This window comes from Verrucomicrobiia bacterium, from assembly GCA_035489575.1.
Lineage (GTDB): Bacteria > Patescibacteriota > Saccharimonadia > Saccharimonadales > JAGQNK01 > DATHJY01.
Genome location: DATHJY010000003.1, coordinates 80,922 through 99,211, shown reverse-complemented (window position 1 = coordinate 99,211; position 18,290 = coordinate 80,922). Strand labels below are relative to the sequence as shown.

Genomic DNA, 18,290 nt, shown 5'->3' with positions numbered 1-18,290 from the left:
CTATTGGCAGCCGACATACACCTTGCTACCGTACCAAGATTTGCTGCCGACAACAAACTGGCCGGAAAAGCGCATACCTCGCACAATGCAGATACCGGCAATAACGGCTACAGCGACTATGGCTACAATAGCCACAATCCACCAGTAGGAGTTCTTGCGGGTTGTCACCGCTTTGGCACTAGCAACAGCTGGCACAGAACTTGTGTCGCTCATTGCATTTCCCCCTTAGATTTATGAAGCGTAGATCTACCAGTCCTTATATAATGCCAGGCATCTAAGTGCTATGAGAGAATTCCAACAAGCTAAATATATTACTTAATCAGCTTAAGCATTTTCACATCTGGAAAATTGACCACTAGTTGTAGTCAAAAATACGCATGGAGTTAAAGGCATTTATAAAGTTTTTAATAGTTACGCATGCATAGGAATGAAGTAGTGGGAGCACCAGCGAGCGAAGTGCTCATATTGCTGGTGCTCCCACGAGGTGGCATCTTCTTCAGTGTTCGTGGTTGTTCAGCAGATTGGCCAGAGCGGTGAGGTACATCCCCAGGAAGGGCACCTTCTGCCGTAGCAGCTCGCTACAACCAGCGCCCAAGGCACGGTCTGGATCCCTGCTGAGGTCGTTTGCGCTCGCCGCCCAGACCTGGTCGAAGGGAAGCACGCCCATGGCGGCCTGGAAAGGGCCGCCGGCCAACAGGAAGGGCTTGACTGCCTGAACGGTCATGATCCCCGCCATGTCGAACTCGACAAGATTGTACGTGGCGGGGTCGGCACCCGGCGGCTGCAGCACCAGACAGAGGCGATTGCGCGTCGGTGTGGCGGGGTGACAGCTGAGGGTGATCGCCCTCAGGCCAAGGGGTGCCTTGGGACTGAACACGTCCGCGTGAACGGGCGGCTTGCACGGACAGCGGGGAGTGCTGGGGTTGAGGACGACGACCATCTTTGCGTCGCTGGCACAGTCCACCATCCCGGGGAAGAGACTGCCGCTATCGGCAGTAACCACCTCGATGGGACCCGTGTTGGGCAGATCGCTGGCGGTGTCAGAGGCAGCCAGATGCATGATGCCTGCAGCGATGCTTTCCATGGAGCTACTGATCTCATCGATGCGCATGGCATCCACCCACTCCTTCAGTTGCCTGAGCGCACCACCGGGTCCGACAGATTGCTCCAACTCTGTGTACCAGCTGGTACCAGCGACAGGGTTGAGGATGTCATCCACAGCCTCGCGCACACGCGGGCTGAAATGGCCCTGGGCGATCCACTCCAGCAGATCGTTCGAAACTGCATTACTCACGATTCACGTCCTTTCATGACGTTCGGGGTAAACAAAGATAAGATGCCTTAAGGTGCCTCCAAGAGAAAACTACGAAGACCAATATACTTTATAATTTATAGTGAAAAAGTCAATATTTCTACTCTGTTGTGCGGCGAGCGGCGCGGATGACATTATCAAAGAGGGCGCAGACGGTGAGAGGTCCTACACCACCCTTTGAGGGGGTGATGGTCAGGTCGTCGCGGTTGTAGACTTCTGCTGCTAGGTCGCCGACAGTTTTGCCAGATTCTGAGGCAACACCTGCGTCTACCACTACTGCCCCTTCTTTGATCATGTCGGGATACAAAATGGCAGGGCTGCCGGTGGCGGTGATGATAACGTCTGCACCCTTTGTGTGAGCAGACAGGTCAGTAGTTTCGCGATCAATGACTTCTACATCTTGGTCAGCAGATAACAGCATGCGCTCCAATGGTGCGCCCACCAGCTTGCCACGACCAATCAGCAAGATGTGTTTGCCTTTCAGGTCTACGTTATAGCCGGCCAGTAGCCACAGTATTGCCATGGGTGTGGCTGGGTCAAACTTGGCCTCTTTGCCAAGGGCGTCTACGTCTTTTTCTGGCGCCACCAAGTTTACGATCTCGTCAGTCTGAGCAGGGTCTACTAGCGGCAACTGAACGATAACGCCATGAACGGTGTCGTCTTTATTCAGTTGTTGCAACAGATTTGCAATTTCTGATTGCTCTATTTTGTGATGCTCTACTTCTACTAGGATGTCTGCGCCGTAGCGTTTTTTGAGCCGAACGTACGTATCAATAACGGGGTCATCTATGCACTGAATAATAGCCAGCTTGGGTACCACGCCAGAGGCCTGACGCAGTGCACGCACCTGCTGGGCCTGGCGCTGCTTAATAAAATCAGCGAGTTCCTTGCCGTTTAGTAGCTTCATATGGGGTACATCCTAGCAGAAAAGCTACCTCTTGACTAATTGCAGCGTCGCGCTAGGCACACCAATCACCCCTGTTTGTCATACTGAAGATCTATTGCTTTTTATAAACAAAAATGTTATAAATTATATGATTGCCCTCACGGGCAACTCACGCACGTTTAGAGAGACGTAGTATTCCACGCTGGCACGAATGCGAGTAACAGGACATCACCGGATGTTGTGTCCTGCTATTCGCATTCGAAACACCAGAGAGACTGGAGCACTACCCATGACCCACCCCACCACCGCCTTCGGCCTGACCCTCGACGAGTCGGTCACGACCGACTCGGGCTTCCGCTACGGCGATTACATCATCAAGCTCGAGGTGACGGACCGATCCTACGACGACATCCTCCGGGTCTTCGCCCCCTGCCGCCTCTGCAAGGGCAACCACGTGTACCGGGCCTGGATCATCGGCGACGAGCCCACGTTCGACGTGGTCAAGGAGCGGTTGAGCCAGGACGACCTCATGTGCGAGGCCTGTAGCATGGTCAAGCGAGGTGACATCGTCAAGCTATCGCGAGAGCTCGAGAAGCAGCGCATACTGCGACAGACCCTCGTCACGACCCTGACCGGTCCCCGTGACACCAAGCCCGAGCTGCGCGCCCAAGGTCACGTCCGTCTGTCCCACCCGCGAGCCGCGGGGTACAACGACGAGATGCGTGACGGCTTCTTCTTCGTACCCGACTGGCTGCAGATCAAGACCGCCGGCAACATCCGAGCACTCACCATGCTGAGCAAGATGCTGAAGGTCGACGTGACCAACCGCGATGGCATGTTCGGGTTCGACCTGACCACCACCCTCGCCCGCATCCGCAACGATGGATGGGTCACGGAGACCACGGCCGAATACGGCAGGCTGCAGCGGCACGAAGCCGTCATGCAGGCAGTCGCCAGCACACCCGTCGGCTAACCCAGCCACATCCTCTCTATACGTCTGCACCATCTGTATGCCGGAGGGCACACTCACCCCCCGCCCACCGGCATACAGATAGACGTCCACAAGTTTTGCTTGTGCTGACGAGTCTAGAACTCACCTCAGGTGAGTTCTGCCAAGACGAAACGTCTACTGTATGCGATCTTATATTTTCACGCAGATTTACAGCGTTATAATAAAACTGTGAAAGCCAAAACAGGTCAGGAGACGGCCAAAGGCACTGAACCAGTCGATAGCACACACACTATCGAGAATCGCTTGCGCGCCAGCGAAGAACGTTACCAGGCCTTTATTCATAACAGTAACGAAGGTATCTGGCGGGTCGAGGTCGAAAAGCCTATTTCTATAAGGCTATCGCCCACTCGGCAAATCGAGCTGATGTACAAGTACGCCTACTTGGCTGAGGCCAACGAAGCCATGGCCCGCATGTATGGGCTAAAAGCGGTCGAAGATATTGTGGGCGCCCGGCTGGGTGACCTGCTGATACAAGACGACCCAAAAAACATCGAATACCTCAAAGCTTTTATCGCCAACGGCTACAACCTCTCCGGTGCCGAGTCACACGAGCACGACACCAAGGGTAACGATAAATACTTCCGGAATAGTCTGGTAGGTATGGTGCGAGACGACCATTTGGTACATGCCTGGGGAACACAACAGAACATCACCGAGCAACGCGTTGCTCTACGGGCATTGCACGCCAGCCAGGAACGCCTAGAACTATCCCTAGCCGCTTCGCAAACCGGCATGTGGGAATGGGATATCGCCAACGACAAGCTGACCTGGACCAACGAGCTCAAGCGTATCTTTGGCCTGAAGGCCAAGGATGTTGTCACCTATGCGCTCTACAAACAAATCGTTCACCCTGACGACCGCCAACGCGTGCAATCATTCATAGACAAATCCCTCAGCGACGGCAGCAGCTACAGCTTTGAACACCGGGTGTTGTGGCCCAATGGCACTGAGCATTGGGTGATGGGCCAGGGCCGGGCCTACCTAGAAAACGGCCGGGCCGTGCGCATGGTGGGCACCAGCATGCTCATAGACAAACGCAAGCGATACGAGATAGCCCTGCACGAGAGCGAGCAACGTTTTCGAATGATGGCCGACACAGCTCCAGTACTGATCTGGATGGCCGGGCCAGACAAACAACGCACCTATTTTAATAAACCGTGGCTGGATTTTACCGGCCACACCCTCCCCGAAGAGCTGGGGAGCGGCTGGACCAAAGGCATCCACCCAGACGACTACGAGCGCAATCTAAAAACCTATAACCAAGCTTTTGATGAGCGCGCCTCCTACAGTCTGGAATATCGCCTGCACCACCACGATGGCACCTACCATTGGATGCTGGCCAATGGCACTCCGCGCTATTCACCCGAGGGCGAGTTCTTGGGATTTATTGGCTCCATGACCGACATACAAGAGGTCAAAAACACCAAGAAAAGCAAAGAGGAGCTGGAGGAGGTCAACCAAAAATTACGCGAACAGCAGTACCAGTTGGTGACACTAAACAACTCCAAGGACGAGTTTATTTCGCTGGCATCGCACCAGCTACGTACACCGGCTACGGGGGTCAAGCAGTACATCGGCATGCTGCTAGAGGGGTATGGGGGGCCGCTCAGCAAGCCTCAGATGAAGATGCTACATACCGCCTATGAAAGCAACGAACGCCAGCTGAATATCATCGACGACTTACTCAAGGTGGCACACATAGACGCCGGCAAGGTCGCCCTGCGCAAGCAAAAGGTCGACCTGGTGGACATGATAGACGACATCATCGACGAGCAAGCCGACAAGTTCAAGCAAAAGAAACAAGGCGTCAGCTTTAGGCACGTGCGTAAAAAAGTGCCAGCGTCTATAGACCCCGAACGCATGCGCATGGTCCTAGAGAACTTGATAGACAATGCCGGCAAATACTCGCCCGAGGGCAAGAAAATCATGGTGCAGCTGAAGAAAAACAAAGACCACGTTACTATCAGCGTTACGGACGAAGGCGTAGGTATTGCCCAAAAAGATATCCCTCGCTTGTTTCAAAAGTTCTCACGCGTCAGCAATTCGTTATCTACACTAGTCGGCGGTACCGGTTTGGGATTATACTGGGCGGAGAAGATCGTGAGTCTCCACCATGGCAGCATTGACGTTACTTCAAGGCTGCATAAAGGGTCGACATTTACCATAAAAATCCCTCAAGGCAAGCACACAGGAGATGGGAACTAAGTATAAAATACTGGTTGTCGAGGACGAACAAATCTTGCGCGAGGCGTATTGCCAAATCCTGACGCAGGAAGGTTATGAAGTGGCAACGGCCACCAATGGCCGGCTGGCGCTCAAGCAGCTCAAAACTTTTCAGCCCGACCTTATTCTGCTAGACATCCTCATGCCCGAAATGGATGGAGTGACATTCCTAACCCTCGCAAAGCTCACCAAGAATTTTCCAAGTGTTAAAGTTATTGCTTTTAGCAACCTATCTGATCAACAGAAACTGGACCAAATGATAGCTTTGGGAGTGTCCGAAAATATCCTCAAGTCTACCCTATCGCCCAAGCAACTGGCGCTTACCATACAAAGCTTACTAGTATAGCCAAAGAGCCTCCGGGGATGGGAGGCTCTTAGGGTCACATGTCTCTTTTTGTTCGTGCTTTTTTGGGCACCGTTAAGGGATGGTGACCTTGCGACGGCCACCGCCACGACTGGCTTTGCCACCTTTGCTGGCGACTGCTTTTCGGGTTGCCGCATCAGCGCTAGCCAACCCACGTTTGCTTTTTTCTGCCATGTTTTGCCTCCTTTCGGTTAGGTGGCAATACTAGCTTATAAAACTATGCCAAAACGCGCTGTAAAGAATCTTATGTAACGACTATGATATTATAGGGCACTTCTTCAAAGATTATTAAACGAGCGCCAGATCCCATTTACGTCTGTGAAAAAGCTCATACTTACCCTAAGTTTTGTTTAGTAAAGTAAAGAAACTTAATCAAGGATCCTGTATGCGCTTAACCTTTAAAAGATGTGTCAAAGAAGCGAGTTTGTTTGCTGCAGTGCTTGCTACGGTATCACTCCCTCTTTCTGGAGTAGCATCGGCTGCCAATCAAAACACACAACAAGACTTTGCGGTGGCTAGCACAGAGTTTGGCGTGCCTCAAGAAATCTTAATGGCCGTTTCATATAACCAAACACGCTGGGAAAATCACAAAGGCAGGCCCAGCGCCAGTGGTGGCTATGGCCTGATGCACTTGACTTCAGAAGCCGAGTCAGAGGACGGCCGTGGTGATCCGCACCGCCCCAGACAAAACAGACACTCTTCAAGAAAACACACCCTGGACGAGGCAGCTGCCCAACTGCAAGTCTCTGTCGAAACACTGAAGCATGATGACCGCCAAAACATAAGAGGTGGGGCAGCCATATTGGCCAAATACGGCCGTGAAACTAACGACGGACAAGAGCCTACACACGTTGACGAGTGGTATGGCGCAGTTGCCAAAATAGCCGATTCGCCCGACCAAGAAAGCGCCGAGGACTTCGCCAATGACGTATATAACACAGTACAAAATGGCGCTGCCCGCCACACCGAGGATGGTCAGTCGGTCAGCATGCCGGGCAGACCAGTTAGACCAAACCGATCACGAGTAGAGCGGTTACGCTTACCCCGATCTGGCCGCCACACCAACCAGCAGCAAAACCAGACAGAATGTCCCCGTACCATCATTTGCAAATTCGTACCGGCTCGGTTTGCACAGAACAACCCAAATGACCCCGTTGACTACGGCAACTATGACCAAGCCCACCGTCCGAACGATATGAAGGTCAAATATATTGTCATTCATGATACCGAAGGCTCGTATCAAAGCGCCATAGACTGGTTCCGTGACCCGGCATCATACGTAGCGGCTCATTATGTGATTCGGTCCTCTGATGGTGAAGTAACGCAAATGGTCAAAAATGAAGATGTTGCCTGGCATGCTGGCAACTGGTATGTCAACATGCATTCTATTGGCGTTGAGCATGAGGGCATTGCAACCGAGGGTGCCGCCTGGTACACCGAGGCTATGTACCGCTCGTCTGCCAAACTTGTCCGCTATCTGGCCGAGAAGTATAACGTACCGTTGGACCGCGAACATATTGTTGGGCACAGTCAATATCACGCCCCCACACCCGAGCGAGTAGCCGGTGCACATTGGGACCCAGGCCCTTTCTGGGACTGGAACCATTACATGGAGCTACTCGGAACACACACATCCGCAGCGCCAGGTAGCAGCGACGTAGTTACCATCGCCCCAAACTTTACTACCAACAAACCACCAATCACCACCTGCACAGGCACCACGTGCACCCCGCTACCAAGCCAATCTGCTAATTTTGTGTACTTGCGTAAAGAGCCCAGCCCAACCGCTGACTTACTGACTGACGCCGGCTTGCATCCTGACGGCACGGCAGGCACGACCAAAGCCGAAGATTGGAGCGCCAAAGCCACGCACGGTCAGCACTTTGCTGTTGCTGGAAGGAGCGGCGACTGGACAGCTATCTGGTTTAACGGCCAAAAAGGCTGGTTCTACAACCCATCCGGACCCAGCAAAACCGCGCTACCGGGCCGTTCAAAACTTGTAAAAGCAAAAAACGGAGCAAGTTCTGTGCCGGTCTACGGAAGACCCCTGCCCGAGCCTGGCGCCTACAATACCACACACGCTCCAGTGCAAACTATTGTGCCCCTGCAATACACTATTCCAGCCGGTCAATCCTACGTCGTCTATGAGCCAAAGGTGCCCAACGACTACTTCCATGTATTGGCCTTTGACCGCAGCACCCCGGGTGATGGCACTATTACCATGGGCACCGAGAAGTACCTACCCATCACTTACGGTCACCGCCAGGCATATGTCAAAGCCAGCGACGTTGTGATGTATTAGTCTCTTTGGTCTTGGCCCAGCAGGCGGGCACGCATTTCTTGGAAACGCTTTTGTTCCAGTGCCACCAAATCTTCACCAGGTTTTTGTTTGGCGCTTGCGTGACTAGTTTGGGCTGATGCCTTGCCACTGATAACGTTAACTACCGGAATGGCAATGGGCGTGCGGCCGGTTTGCTCAAACCAAAAATGGGCAATGAGGTCCTTCATTTCTAGTTTGAAACGGTCCAGGTCAATTCGCTTGAAACGCTGCTGGACCGCCCGACGCAGTTCATCTCTAAAACTATTCATGAGCTCCTCGTTATCGCGCATGGCTATAAAACCACGACTAATGATATCGGGGCTGGTTAGCAGCTTGCCGGATTTCTTGTCTATGGTTAGGACAACCGCCAAGATACCTTCTTCACTCAGCATCAGACGGTCTTTCACGACAATGCCACTGACGATAGAGCCAGTCTGGTCGACCAACAAACTGCCATGTGGCACTTGCCCACCGGGCTCACCAGTCTGAGCCGTAAACAATAAGCTGTCGCCATTGTCCGGTAGGAAAACATTCCGGCGCGGAATACCCTCCTGCACACCCAACTCGGCATGATAGGTTCGTCGCAAGGTACCGGCATGCACAGGGATAAAGAACTTGGGCCGAACCAGCTGCAGCATCTCTCGCAATTCGTCGCGTTTGGCATGCCCAGACACGTGCAGCGGACCGCAGCCGTCCAGTTGGTGGGTTGGGTGACGAAACAAGTGCACGCCTTTTTTGCTGAGCCGATTGCTGATGTGATCATAAGACACTTCGTTGCCGGGTATTGGTGACGAGCTGATGAGGACCGTGTCGCCTTGGTTCAGGTTAACGTACTTGTGCTGGCCCTCGCTCATGCGCTGCAGTGCAGCGTTTGGTTCGCCCTGCCCACCCGTGCACATCACCAGCAACTGGTCTGCCGGGATGGTGCTGGCCTGCTGCATGGATACAATGGTGCCTTTTGGAACTTTTAAGATCCCTTGGCGCACAGCAATCTCGGCATAAGCAATCATGCTGCGGCCATCCAACGCTACCTTACGCCCAGCAGCTACGGCGGCATCGATAATCATTTGAGTGCGGTTGATATTACTGGAAAAGACTGCCACAAAAATGCGCCCTGTGGCATTTGTGATAACGTCATGAAAACTCTTTTGCAGTGTGTGCTCTGTGGGGGTACGACCTTCAACATCCGCATAGCTACTATCGCTCATCAGCAACAGAACGCCTTGGTCACCCAACTCTTTCAGGCGAGCTTTGTCGCTTGGCCGATTGTCTAGTGGCTCTGGATCCAGCCGGAAGTCGCCGGTGGCAACAATCCGCCCAACCGGCGTATCAATGCAGACCGCCGCGGGATCAGGAATAGCGTGCGTAACGCGGATGAACTCCACGAAAAACGCGCCCATCTTGATACGCTCGTGCGCATCAATGTCTATGGTGACAAACTCTGGCACAAAGTCAGTTTCTGTAATCTCGTCCTGGAAAGTCTTTTCGATCACGCCAATGGTATATCGTGACCCATAAATAGGTGCAGGATATTTTGGCACCGTATGCCGGAGTCCACCTATGTGATCTAGGTGCCCGTGGGTGATGACATAGGCCTTTAGTTTATGCTTGATAGTTTCCAAGTACGCCATGTCGTTGACCTCGTAGTTGATACCGGGCAGATCAACGCTCAAATTGATGCCACAGTCCAATACAATTGCGTCGTTCTGGTACTCGATAACGGCCATGTTTTTCTCGCCCACGTCGTATAGTCCACCCAAAAAAGTGACCTTGAGTTTGTCAAAAGTGTCAGTGACAACATTGGCTCGCTTGCCAGGCTTTTGGCCAGCAGCCGCATACTGATCTATCACTCGCTGGGCGTCGTCTTGGTTGCGTCTTTGCGCCCGGATGGCTGCGCCACGAGTTTTGTTAGTAGATATATTCATATATATTTCCTTTAAATTTTATTGGTTATAGTTGTTTCATTTGGCTGCCGTTCTAAAAGAGGTTTACGGGCAGCGACTTATAAAAAGATGGTGTGGTTGTGGTGATTTCCAGAGGGAAACCGATAGTTTTATGATAAATTTGCCAAAAAGAGAAATCTTAGGTTAAAAGTATAATAACAAATAGTAAGCAAAATGTCAATAGCTATGCTAAGCTAGTCGCATGAACACAGACTCGGCGCCCCAACCAGATATGTCACACCAACCTGCCCCGCAGGAGAGCTTGGGCAATCCCGAACTAAGCCCGGACGAGATCGTACTGGAATTGCAAAAGAGGCTACCTGAATGGGCCAACGAACTTGTTAACAGTGAACGCTATGAAAACCCGGACGACCCGCACCGGGACCAGTTTGCCGAAAACCCCAACGCTACAGAAATGCATTCCAAATGGCATCAGTGGGGCATCATACGACACACCCTAATGACTGGTAAATATCTTGACGACATCGTCCCAGGCCTCCTTGAGTCCGAGGAGTGGTTTGGCCCCGATACCGGAGGTAGCAAACTAGGTCTGGCCGATGAATCTATAGACAGCATGTCCAAGTGGGACTTGCTGAGGATTGCCGCCCCTACCCACGACTACGGTAAGTTCGCCAAGCGACAATACAGAGGCGATGACGCTGACGGCAACCCCATGTTTACTTTTGCTGGTCACGAGGCCGAGTCTGGTAACATTGTCCGGGCCTGGAAGGATCGCTTTGCCAAATTTGGCATGACAGAAGACCAAATAGAGTACGTGGCCCAGTGCGCCCAACTGCACTACGAGCTTGGCAAGCTACGTGACAAAGCCAAGGACAGCGAGCTTGGCTACACCATCGCCTTTACAGAGTCCGAGGAATTCGAGGACATGGCACAGGAAATCGCCAGCCTGTACCCAGATATGGTACGCGAAATGGGTATTTTCTTTGTCGCTGACAGCTTGGCAAAAAACGACCTGCACCAGACCATCCGCGCCCAAACCGACGAAGAGATCGAACAAGCACGAGCCGAAATACAGCAAGATATTGCCAACAGAAACTTGGCACCACACCTGCTAGTGGCCGGCATGCAGCAAGGTATCAACATGGCCGCTGGCCGAAAGTTTCTAAAAATAGCAGCTTAGTCATCCGTGAACTGCCAGCCCAATCGTTCCATTAAGTAACGCTCGTGCATATTCATTTTTGCTTCGGCTTGCGTACGATGCGTTTCAGAGCTGGGGTAGGATTCTTGTATTGCTGTTCTTAGAATATCTTCGCTATTCTGCGTGTATAAATGCGTCTTGCCCACAATGACCGTTATGGCTGGGTCATATCTGCTGCTGTCTTTGACTGCCTTCAGCTGGACAAGTTTGCGCTCTGACTGATCCATAAAATCAACGGTACTAACGGCAATATCCCAAGCCGTGCTAGCGCGCTTGAAGTCGTGTGGGTCGTCTTCGCGGGGCAGGCTGGGCCAGGCCGATTGAAGCATCCCGCGATGCCGTACATTGAACCGTGCGTTCAGTAAGTGCACGCTTGCCTCAAATTGCACACCACGCACCTCTGCCCCCTCGGTCAGATACGGTGCAGGGTCTACCATGGTATGAGCAAGGTACAGAAACCGATTGTACAGATCTATTTCGTCTGCCAGATTGAGCGCATCTCCTATCAAAGTCTTTTTGTACTTTGATGCATACGCCTCGTACAGAGATGTCCGGTATAGATAAGACAACTCTTCGGGCGACGCCTTTTCCCAGTCATCAGAGTCTAAGCCGTGGAATTCTTCAAAAGCCTGATCTACAAGTCCCAGCGCTTCTTCACTGGGCGTGTCGGGGTGCAAAGCTAGGTCAAGATAAGCGCCGCTACAAACCATACCCACATAGCGATCACTTATATCCTGTCGCATGCCCCCAATCAGTCTTTGCAATTCAGTGCGAGGCGGGGTGGTTTGGGCAAATTGCAAGTATGTCTCGACAGCTGTTGCCGCTATCTTTTCTCCGTTTTCCTTACCTCCATTACGCTCGGGCCACATAGAAATTAATAATGCCTGATATCCTTCCGGATGCAAGCATGAGCAAAAAGAGCATTACAATAACGGATTTGAAACGCTGGGATCTTTAGTAGATGCAGCGCAGGATGACAACTCAGAGCGGCTAGCTCCTGCGGTTAGCCGCGAAGTCGGCTCAAAAGCCCTCAAGCTAGCAGCCTATCTGGACGATATCGTAACTGCTCTGCCCCGTCGTTAACTGCTTACAGGCCGGTCATGGCCGGTTGAAAGCAGAGCGAAAGGTAGATAGGTGCAGACTCTTTCTGTAAACTACCAAGAGAGCTTTCGCCAATGAATAGATACAAAACACACATACAGAAAATCAAACTAGGGCGCTTTAGGCAGCGGCTGGCCATTATTACCGTTGTTTCCTTCATGGCTATAGGCAGCTACTTCCTCATTCAAGCCCAAGCTGCCGCTGGATATATTTATATCTCGCCGACCACGGGCACCAGGAATGTGGGCGAGACATTTTCTGTGCAGGTACGGGTCAGGTCAACCAGCGCTATTAACGCCGCCTTTGTAGATATGAACTATAACGGTGTGGGTTTGCAGGTGCTGAGCATCCAGCGTGGCACCGACTTTCCCAACCAAAACGCCGCAACACAACATACACCCAGCACTACCGGCACGGGCACTATCAAAATGCAAAGCACCCGAAACGTCTCGACGGCAGGTGATTTTCACTACGCAACTATTACTTTCAGAGCAAGAAGGACGGGCACATTTGGTATTACACCCTTAGCGAGTTGCTATATGGTCAATTATCCCAACAACAGTATCTCCTTTACCACCGGCCGGGGTGACTACACCTTTGTTACACCGCCCGCACCAGCCCCGCCACCCCCCGCACCGACGCCCTCGCCAGCACCAACGCCCGCACCCGCTCCAGCACCAAAACCTTCCCCCGCCCCCTCTCCCACACCCCGTCCCTCCTCATCACGACCAGCGCCTTCCACAACGCCCACGGCTACGGTGCCCCAGACCGAGTCAGCCCCCTCGGCCTCTAACCTCAAAATATCCAACTTCTCCATCACGGAGGTTGGATATCGTTCGGCCGTCCTCAACTGGGAGACCAACAAGCCAGCCAGCGGCAAGGTCAACTATGGATACACCGACAAGAATATGCCGTACGATGTTGTCGATCAGGCCAAAACGACTACCCACCGGTTAGTCGTGCAGGGCGATGTCATTCGTGCCGGCACGGAATATGCCGTGCGTATCACCAGCGACGACGGTGCCGGACCAGTTACACTGGATGGTAAGTTCTCTACCAAAGGCATAAGTATTCGTGTCAAAGTAGTCGACACTCAAGGTCAGCCAGTTCTGGGAGCCAGCGTTCAGACCGATACAGTCGATGCATCTACCGACGACGCGGGCATTGCTCAGTTGATCGTCCCCGAAGGCGCAGTGTCTATCAGGGCCACAAAAGACGACCTGACCACCGACATATCGGCAGAGATCGCCCTTCCTGGCGCCGAAGAAGCTGCGCCCCAACTGGTTACCATCGACCTCAAACCAGCCTCTGAGTCAAAGTCCAGCGCATCAGGAGACAAAAAGCTAAACCCATGGAAGATAGTCCTGCCAATCCTGCTGTTTGGCGGTGTTGGCGCAGCAGCGCTAGTGATCTTCCGGCGTAGAAGTAGGCGGCGAATCTTGCCCTCACCCTCCTATCCCACCGCCCCCACGCCCCACTCGTCTGCATCGCCCGCGCACACTCCCACATTGCCCGAACTGGTCCGCCAAGACTTGGACGCCAAGTATCACAAGTCCGATCAGCCCAAACCAGATGAGCCCGAAGACATGTTCAGCCCCGCGCACTACGCAAGCCCGCCGCCAATTGTGCAGCCCACACCTCCCGTCGAGCACCACACTCCACCCACCGAACCCAAGCCGGAACCAAAACCAGCCGAACACCACAAGGCGCCCGAAGCCGAGCCGGCAAAACCCCACCCAGAAGAGCACCCTAAAAAACCTCATAAAGATGCCGAGGTAGACCCCGGCGACGATCACAGCCTGCGCATCTTCCACGACAAATAATTCTCTGACGGGAAAGTCCTCTACAAGCTCCTAGGAGTTGCATATCCGAGAACAAATAGCGGCAGTATGCCAAAGTCAGACTTCAAGCAGGTAGGCTCGGACAGAGTCTATGTATGCGTCGAAGGGCATGCTGGAAATGTCAAAGAATGGATACCCGCGCTTGTCGGCTTCTGACTTCAGGCGCGCGCACTCTTCAACCTGCTTGGCCACCCACTTCCGAACACCGGTTTCGTCGCCCTCTTTTTTCAGCCATTCGTTTATCCAGTCATGGGGATTTTCTTTAGCATGAGCAATAACCGAGTCTGCATGCGACGGATTTGTGTAACCAACAAAGGCCGCCCGAATCTGGAAACCTGACAGCTTGAAGTCAGCCACCCACTCAGGCGTAAACAACGAACCCTCAAACGCCACAGACTCTTTGTTACGACGATAGTAATCAAACATACCCACAACCGCCTGAAGCGTCAGCTCTGATTCCTTACCACTGTTGGCAAAAGGTTTCCGTTCGCCCCCACCCGTGAACGAAGCTTTATGCTCTGCGCTGCCAGTGAACTCGATGTCCCGCAACATCTGGTGTGGCTGGCCCGTTAAGACGTTTCGCAGCCCATGCTCTACGGCATCAGCAGCGACAAACTGGATTTTTCTTTTAGCTATCAAGCCAGTCATGATAGTGGTCTTTGCAGTCCGCGGGGGTCCACCAAGTAGATAGAGCGTATTCATGCGCTCACTATAGCAAAAACTCCTCCACTATTCGGCCGATTAACGTGACAAGTCCGGGTGGTTGACTTTTTATAGTACCTTGTATAACATAGTACCGTATGAATGAAACTACCGACCTCACCAGTCAAACGGACAGCCAAATGCGCAAAGGCATGTTGGTCTACTGTGTGCTCCTGCTTTGCAAAGACGGCAAGGTGTACAGTTCTGATATCATCAAAGCCCTTCGCCAGGCAGAACTTATCGTAGTAGAAGGCACCCTCTACCCCCTGCTCAATCGGCTAGCGCGCGAGGAGTTGCTGGGCTACGAATGGCAAGAGTCCGAACAAGGCCCGCCGCGCAAATACTATTGGCTGACCAACAAAGGCCACGACATGCTGAAGGAACTCAAACAATCGTATAAAAGCCTGATAACTTCAATAAACAAACTGGAGAAAGGATTCCTATGAACGAAATAACCAAAATTCATCTAGGTCGCACGGCATTTACCATTGCCATAGACGCACACAAGCAACTGCGGCACTACCTAGACGCCATCAAAAGACATGTAGGCCCAAAGCACGAAGAGGTGCTAGAAGAAGTCGAGCTGCGCATGGCAGAACTGCTAACCGAACGAGGTGTCACCGCCGACAAAGTGGTCGTAGCCAAAGACGTAGAGTTTTTAAAAGAGCAGCTGGGCAGCCCGAGCGATTTCGAGGACGACGACGAAAAGCCTTCCAAAAAGCACCAGGCCGAGGACTATCCATCGCGCCGCTTGTTGCGCGATCCGCGCGACCAAATCTTGGGCGGAGTAGCGTCGGGCCTGGGCACATACTTTGGTATCGATGCCTGGATTTTCCGCGCCGCATTCGCTGCACTGACTTTTGCCGGTGGTAGCGGGTTCATGATTTATGCCCTGCTCTGGTTGCTTGTCCCAAAGGCAAAGACCAATAGCGACTTCTTGCAGATGAAGGGCAAGCCCGTAACTATCGAAGCCCTGACCGACTATGTGTCCAGCCAAGACTTCGAGCACGACGCCAAACAAGCTGGTAATCGAATAGGCCAGGCCTTGTCCGAAATGTTTCGGGCTTTGGTCAAATTGGCGCGATACGCCATTGGTACCTTCCTGACCGTTATATCCTTGATTGCGATTATCTGGACTATAGGTGCCGGTACATATGTACTGACCAGCCCAGAACGGTTGTTGAGTGCGGGTCGTATCTTTCCAATTGGTGCCGGAGAAACAGCTCTAGTGATATTGGTCATGGCCGTAGCGCTCAGCGCCTTGGTGCTGTTGCTGGGATCTGGCGTGGCTTTCTTGCGCAAAAAGTGGCCCCTACCCCTCTGGGTTTCGGCTGCGCTGGGGACTGTCTTTATCGTCGGCGCTGCGGTGAGCGTCGGACTGGGCGCCAAGTTTGGCCCTCGCATTCATGACCGATATGAGGCGGCCCACAAAACCGTAACTCGCCAGGTAGGTGACTTTCAGACACTAGAAGTCAGTGGTGACCAGGCGGCCGTTTACTACGAATATGCCGCCACCCCCTCAGTAGATATCCGCGTTATCGGTGAGGCAAAAGAAGACTCGGTCAAAACAGACCTGCAGAACAGTACACTGTCCGTAAATGTCTCTGATATCCGAAGCAAAGGCTGCGACTGGTTCTGTATCGATAACCAAGATGTCTCGGTCACGGTCCGGGGACCACAGCTCCAAAAGGTAACCGTGCACGAAAACGCTGCGTTTCGTTCTGAAAAAGAGTTACACCAAGAAAATCTGACCGTGGTAACAAAAAAAGACGCCAACCTGTTTCTGTCTCATGTACACGCCAAGCACGTGCTGCTGAATACAGAAGGCTCCCCGCAAGACCCCAGCCCAACGCCAGACACCCGCACACTAAGTATCACAGGCATAACCCCCGGCTTTCCCCAGGACCGTGTCTGGATGAATGGTGACGCTGGTTTTACCATCACTGCTGCGGACGAGTTTACCTTCAGCAGCCAGCAAACGTGTAATCTCTACGAGTCACTAGCGCACTTGTGGCAAATGCCCGCCAAAATTACTATCAACGCTCAGCAATTCACAGACGAAAAAACCTTACGCATGCAGCAAGACGATGACGAGCGCTCCAGCGTCAACTGCGTCACCATCCGCTAAGTAAAAAATAGTGGGGCTTCTAACGCCTGACCCTCACTAGCCTGCAGCAATCAGCAAGCCGTTTATTCTGGCCCGTGATGGGTGCAATGGTGGTGCCAGGGATAGGTTCCCAGATGGCCCGAATCTCTTTTTGCCCGCCAAAGGCCGGTGCCTTGATAAGCCCTGGATGCACACCCAGGCCTTCCCTCTGCCACTCCTCCTGCCGCTCTTTGTATGCAACTATATGCAGGCCCTTGTACCGCACGTTGTATGCATCACGCATGAGTGCGTCTAGGGTGTCAAAGAAGCCTTTTGCGTTAAATATTTCAACACAGCTTTCTGCTCCTTCAAATTGTCGCTGTACATCCAAGGAATTCTCGAGCGAACCACACCATATATACGCATCACCCGAGCTGACGGAAGACCTAAAGCTAAAGTCATTCAGCGTTATGTTAGAAGATGCGCCATCGACCTTGATAATGCCGAGGTCGGCGAGGTTAGTCGGAATGTCACTACCCGACGCGAAGTACTCGGTGATAGTCCCTTGGATTGTTTTTGTACCCTCTTCAGGGTCAGCTATGCCGCCTCTATGCTCGGTGCTCCGGTACTCATAAAGTGTGCCAATCCGAAAACTGCCATACCGGGCCAAACGTACGGCGTGCTCTTTGGTGGTATATTTATAGATCTTCACTCCCTAAATCATAACAGAGTGCTCCCAGGGAAGATTATTGACGTAATTCACATATAACAGCATAATATTGCAAGAGATATTCCCGTCTCGTCCTTTGGCAGTATTGGAGTCACCTTGAGCACCTGGACCCCACCCGAGATCCCGCGGGTAGCGACCCTGGCCACCGTGCCCGAAGACGTCGCACGCAACACGGATGTCTTCTACCGCTCCCTCGACTTCCTCATGCGGTTCGGGCAGGAAGCCCGCAACCACCTGTGGGACTTTAGGAAGCAGTGGTTTCTGAGCAAGCGGAAACGAGAGGCAGCCAGTGAGATCGGCCAGAAGATCTCTCTCTACTACCCCGACAACCTGGCGAACCTCGTCACCGCCGCCGCCCATCTGGCTGCCGCCGGCTACAAGTACGAGCTCATCAACCTCGTCCAAGAAGACGGAGCGACGCGCTACGTCCGGGCCTGGATCGACAGCGACAACCAGCTCGTCCCCTACGTCGGCATGATCAGGTACAACCTCATGTCCTGGAACGAGTTCACCATGTAGCGCAAACGGCCATCCGGAGCAACGGCATCAAGTCACTCCGGATGGCCGTACAAGCGCCAGCCCCCCGCCCTACCTCACACCGCTCCAATACT

16 protein-coding genes are annotated in these 18,290 nt (G+C 52.9%); 9 read left to right on the top strand and 7 right to left on the bottom strand.

Translation table 11 applies throughout. The annotated features are described in order from the left end of the window. The 3 genes from VK694_01295 to VK694_01285 all read right to left on the bottom strand — a co-directional run bounded on the left by VK694_01295 (position 1) and on the right by VK694_01285 (position 2,219). Positions 1 to 213: a hypothetical protein gene (locus VK694_01295; protein HTE57352.1), complete on the bottom strand. Its 213-nt coding sequence runs from the start codon at positions 211 to 213 to the stop codon at positions 1 to 3. A gap of 283 nt (positions 214 to 496) precedes the next feature. After that, positions 497 to 1,294, bottom strand: coding sequence for a hypothetical protein (locus VK694_01290; GenBank protein ID HTE57351.1), 798 nt, complete (start codon positions 1,292 to 1,294; stop codon positions 497 to 499). Between the two features lie 118 nt (positions 1,295 to 1,412). Further along, positions 1,413 to 2,219, bottom strand: a complete 807-nt coding sequence (locus VK694_01285) for a bifunctional 5,10-methylenetetrahydrofolate dehydrogenase/5,10-methenyltetrahydrofolate cyclohydrolase (protein HTE57350.1) — start codon at positions 2,217 to 2,219, stop codon at positions 1,413 to 1,415. Between the two features lie 268 nt (positions 2,220 to 2,487). Here VK694_01285 and VK694_01280 point away from each other — a divergent pair, with 268 nt between their 5' ends. The 4 genes from VK694_01280 (at position 2,488) to VK694_01265 (ending at position 8,099) form a co-directional block, all read left to right on the top strand. Continuing rightward, a complete protein-coding gene (locus VK694_01280; protein HTE57349.1) occupies positions 2,488 to 3,171 on the top strand; it encodes a hypothetical protein in 684 nt (227 codons plus the stop codon). A 207-nt stretch (positions 3,172 to 3,378) separates the two neighbouring features. Next, positions 3,379 to 5,415 carry a PAS domain-containing sensor histidine kinase gene (locus tag VK694_01275; protein ID HTE57348.1) on the top strand — a complete coding sequence of 679 codons (2,037 nt, stop codon included), beginning with the start codon at positions 3,379 to 3,381 and terminating at the stop codon, positions 5,413 to 5,415. Continuing rightward, the gene (locus VK694_01270; protein ID HTE57347.1) at positions 5,405 to 5,779 is read left to right on the top strand and encodes a response regulator; all 375 of its coding nucleotides are present in this window, start codon (positions 5,405 to 5,407) and stop codon (positions 5,777 to 5,779) included. Before VK694_01275 ends, VK694_01270 begins: the two co-directional genes overlap by 11 nt. A 403-nt stretch (positions 5,780 to 6,182) precedes the next feature. Beyond that, positions 6,183 to 8,099: a peptidoglycan recognition family protein gene (locus VK694_01265; protein ID HTE57346.1), complete on the top strand. Its 1,917-nt coding sequence runs from the start codon at positions 6,183 to 6,185 to the stop codon at positions 8,097 to 8,099. Here the strand turns inward: VK694_01265 and VK694_01260 are convergent. Then, complete coding sequence (locus tag VK694_01260; GenBank protein ID HTE57345.1) at positions 8,096 to 10,042, bottom strand: ribonuclease J; 1,947 nt, start codon at positions 10,040 to 10,042, stop codon at positions 8,096 to 8,098. The two genes, VK694_01265 and VK694_01260, sit on opposite strands and share 4 nt — an antisense overlap. A gap of 220 nt (positions 10,043 to 10,262) precedes the next feature. Here VK694_01260 and VK694_01255 point away from each other — a divergent pair, with 220 nt between their 5' ends. Then, positions 10,263 to 11,201, top strand: coding sequence for a hypothetical protein (locus tag VK694_01255; protein HTE57344.1), 939 nt, complete (start codon positions 10,263 to 10,265; stop codon positions 11,199 to 11,201). Here VK694_01255 and VK694_01250 read toward each other — a convergent pair. Continuing rightward, a complete protein-coding gene (locus tag VK694_01250; GenBank protein ID HTE57343.1) occupies positions 11,198 to 11,962 on the bottom strand; it encodes a hypothetical protein in 765 nt (254 codons plus the stop codon). The two genes, VK694_01255 and VK694_01250, sit on opposite strands and share 4 nt — an antisense overlap. Before the next feature lie 432 nt (positions 11,963 to 12,394). Here VK694_01250 and VK694_01245 point away from each other — a divergent pair, with 432 nt between their 5' ends. Next, the gene (locus tag VK694_01245) at positions 12,395 to 14,143 is read left to right on the top strand and encodes a cohesin domain-containing protein (GenBank protein ID HTE57342.1); all 1,749 of its coding nucleotides are present in this window, start codon (positions 12,395 to 12,397) and stop codon (positions 14,141 to 14,143) included. 75 nt (positions 14,144 to 14,218) lie between these two features. On the opposite strand, the gene VK694_01240 is transcribed toward VK694_01245, so the two are convergent. Further along, the gene (locus VK694_01240; protein ID HTE57341.1) at positions 14,219 to 14,863 is read right to left on the bottom strand and encodes a hypothetical protein; all 645 of its coding nucleotides are present in this window, start codon (positions 14,861 to 14,863) and stop codon (positions 14,219 to 14,221) included. A 98-nt stretch (positions 14,864 to 14,961) separates the two neighbouring features. On the opposite strand from VK694_01240, the gene VK694_01235 reads away from it, so the two are divergent. Both VK694_01235 and VK694_01230 read left to right on the top strand, forming a co-directional pair. Continuing rightward, positions 14,962 to 15,309: a PadR family transcriptional regulator gene (locus VK694_01235; protein HTE57340.1), complete on the top strand. Its 348-nt coding sequence runs from the start codon at positions 14,962 to 14,964 to the stop codon at positions 15,307 to 15,309. Next, complete coding sequence (locus VK694_01230; GenBank protein ID HTE57339.1) at positions 15,306 to 16,991, top strand: PspC domain-containing protein; 1,686 nt, start codon at positions 15,306 to 15,308, stop codon at positions 16,989 to 16,991. Before VK694_01235 ends, VK694_01230 begins: the two co-directional genes overlap by 4 nt. A 19-nt stretch (positions 16,992 to 17,010) precedes the next feature. Here VK694_01230 and VK694_01225 read toward each other — a convergent pair whose 3' ends face one another. Then, complete coding sequence (locus tag VK694_01225; protein HTE57338.1) at positions 17,011 to 17,661, bottom strand: hypothetical protein; 651 nt, start codon at positions 17,659 to 17,661, stop codon at positions 17,011 to 17,013. Positions 17,662 to 17,826: 165 nt separating this feature from the next. On the opposite strand from VK694_01225, the gene VK694_01220 reads away from it, so the two are divergent. Further along, complete coding sequence (locus VK694_01220) at positions 17,827 to 18,198, top strand: hypothetical protein (GenBank protein HTE57337.1); 372 nt, start codon at positions 17,827 to 17,829, stop codon at positions 18,196 to 18,198. Positions 18,199 to 18,290 lie beyond the last annotated feature (92 nt).

Bases quoted from the DNA above. Each gene is read 5' to 3' on its own strand.
- VK694_01295 (HTE57352.1), bottom strand. From the start codon at position 213: ATGAGCGACACAAGTTCTGTGCCAGCTGTTGCTAGTGCCAAAGCGGTG.
- VK694_01285 (HTE57350.1), bottom strand. From the start codon at position 2,219: ATGAAGCTACTAAACGGCAAGGAACTCGCTGATTTTATTAAGCAGCGC.
- VK694_01280 (HTE57349.1), top strand. From the start codon at position 2,488: ATGACCCACCCCACCACCGCCTTCGGCCTGACCCTCGACGAGTCGGTC.
- VK694_01270 (HTE57347.1), top strand. From the start codon at position 5,405: ATGGGAACTAAGTATAAAATACTGGTTGTCGAGGACGAACAAATCTTG.
- VK694_01265 (HTE57346.1), top strand. From the start codon at position 6,183: ATGCGCTTAACCTTTAAAAGATGTGTCAAAGAAGCGAGTTTGTTTGCT.
- VK694_01260 (HTE57345.1), bottom strand. From the start codon at position 10,042: ATGAATATATCTACTAACAAAACTCGTGGCGCAGCCATCCGGGCGCAA.
- VK694_01255 (HTE57344.1), top strand. From the start codon at position 10,263: ATGAACACAGACTCGGCGCCCCAACCAGATATGTCACACCAACCTGCC.
- VK694_01250 (HTE57343.1), bottom strand. From the start codon at position 11,962: ATGCGACAGGATATAAGTGATCGCTATGTGGGTATGGTTTGTAGCGGC.
- VK694_01245 (HTE57342.1), top strand. From the start codon at position 12,395: ATGAATAGATACAAAACACACATACAGAAAATCAAACTAGGGCGCTTT.
- VK694_01240 (HTE57341.1), bottom strand. From the start codon at position 14,863: ATGAATACGCTCTATCTACTTGGTGGACCCCCGCGGACTGCAAAGACC.
- VK694_01235 (HTE57340.1), top strand. From the start codon at position 14,962: ATGAATGAAACTACCGACCTCACCAGTCAAACGGACAGCCAAATGCGC.
- VK694_01230 (HTE57339.1), top strand. From the start codon at position 15,306: ATGAACGAAATAACCAAAATTCATCTAGGTCGCACGGCATTTACCATT.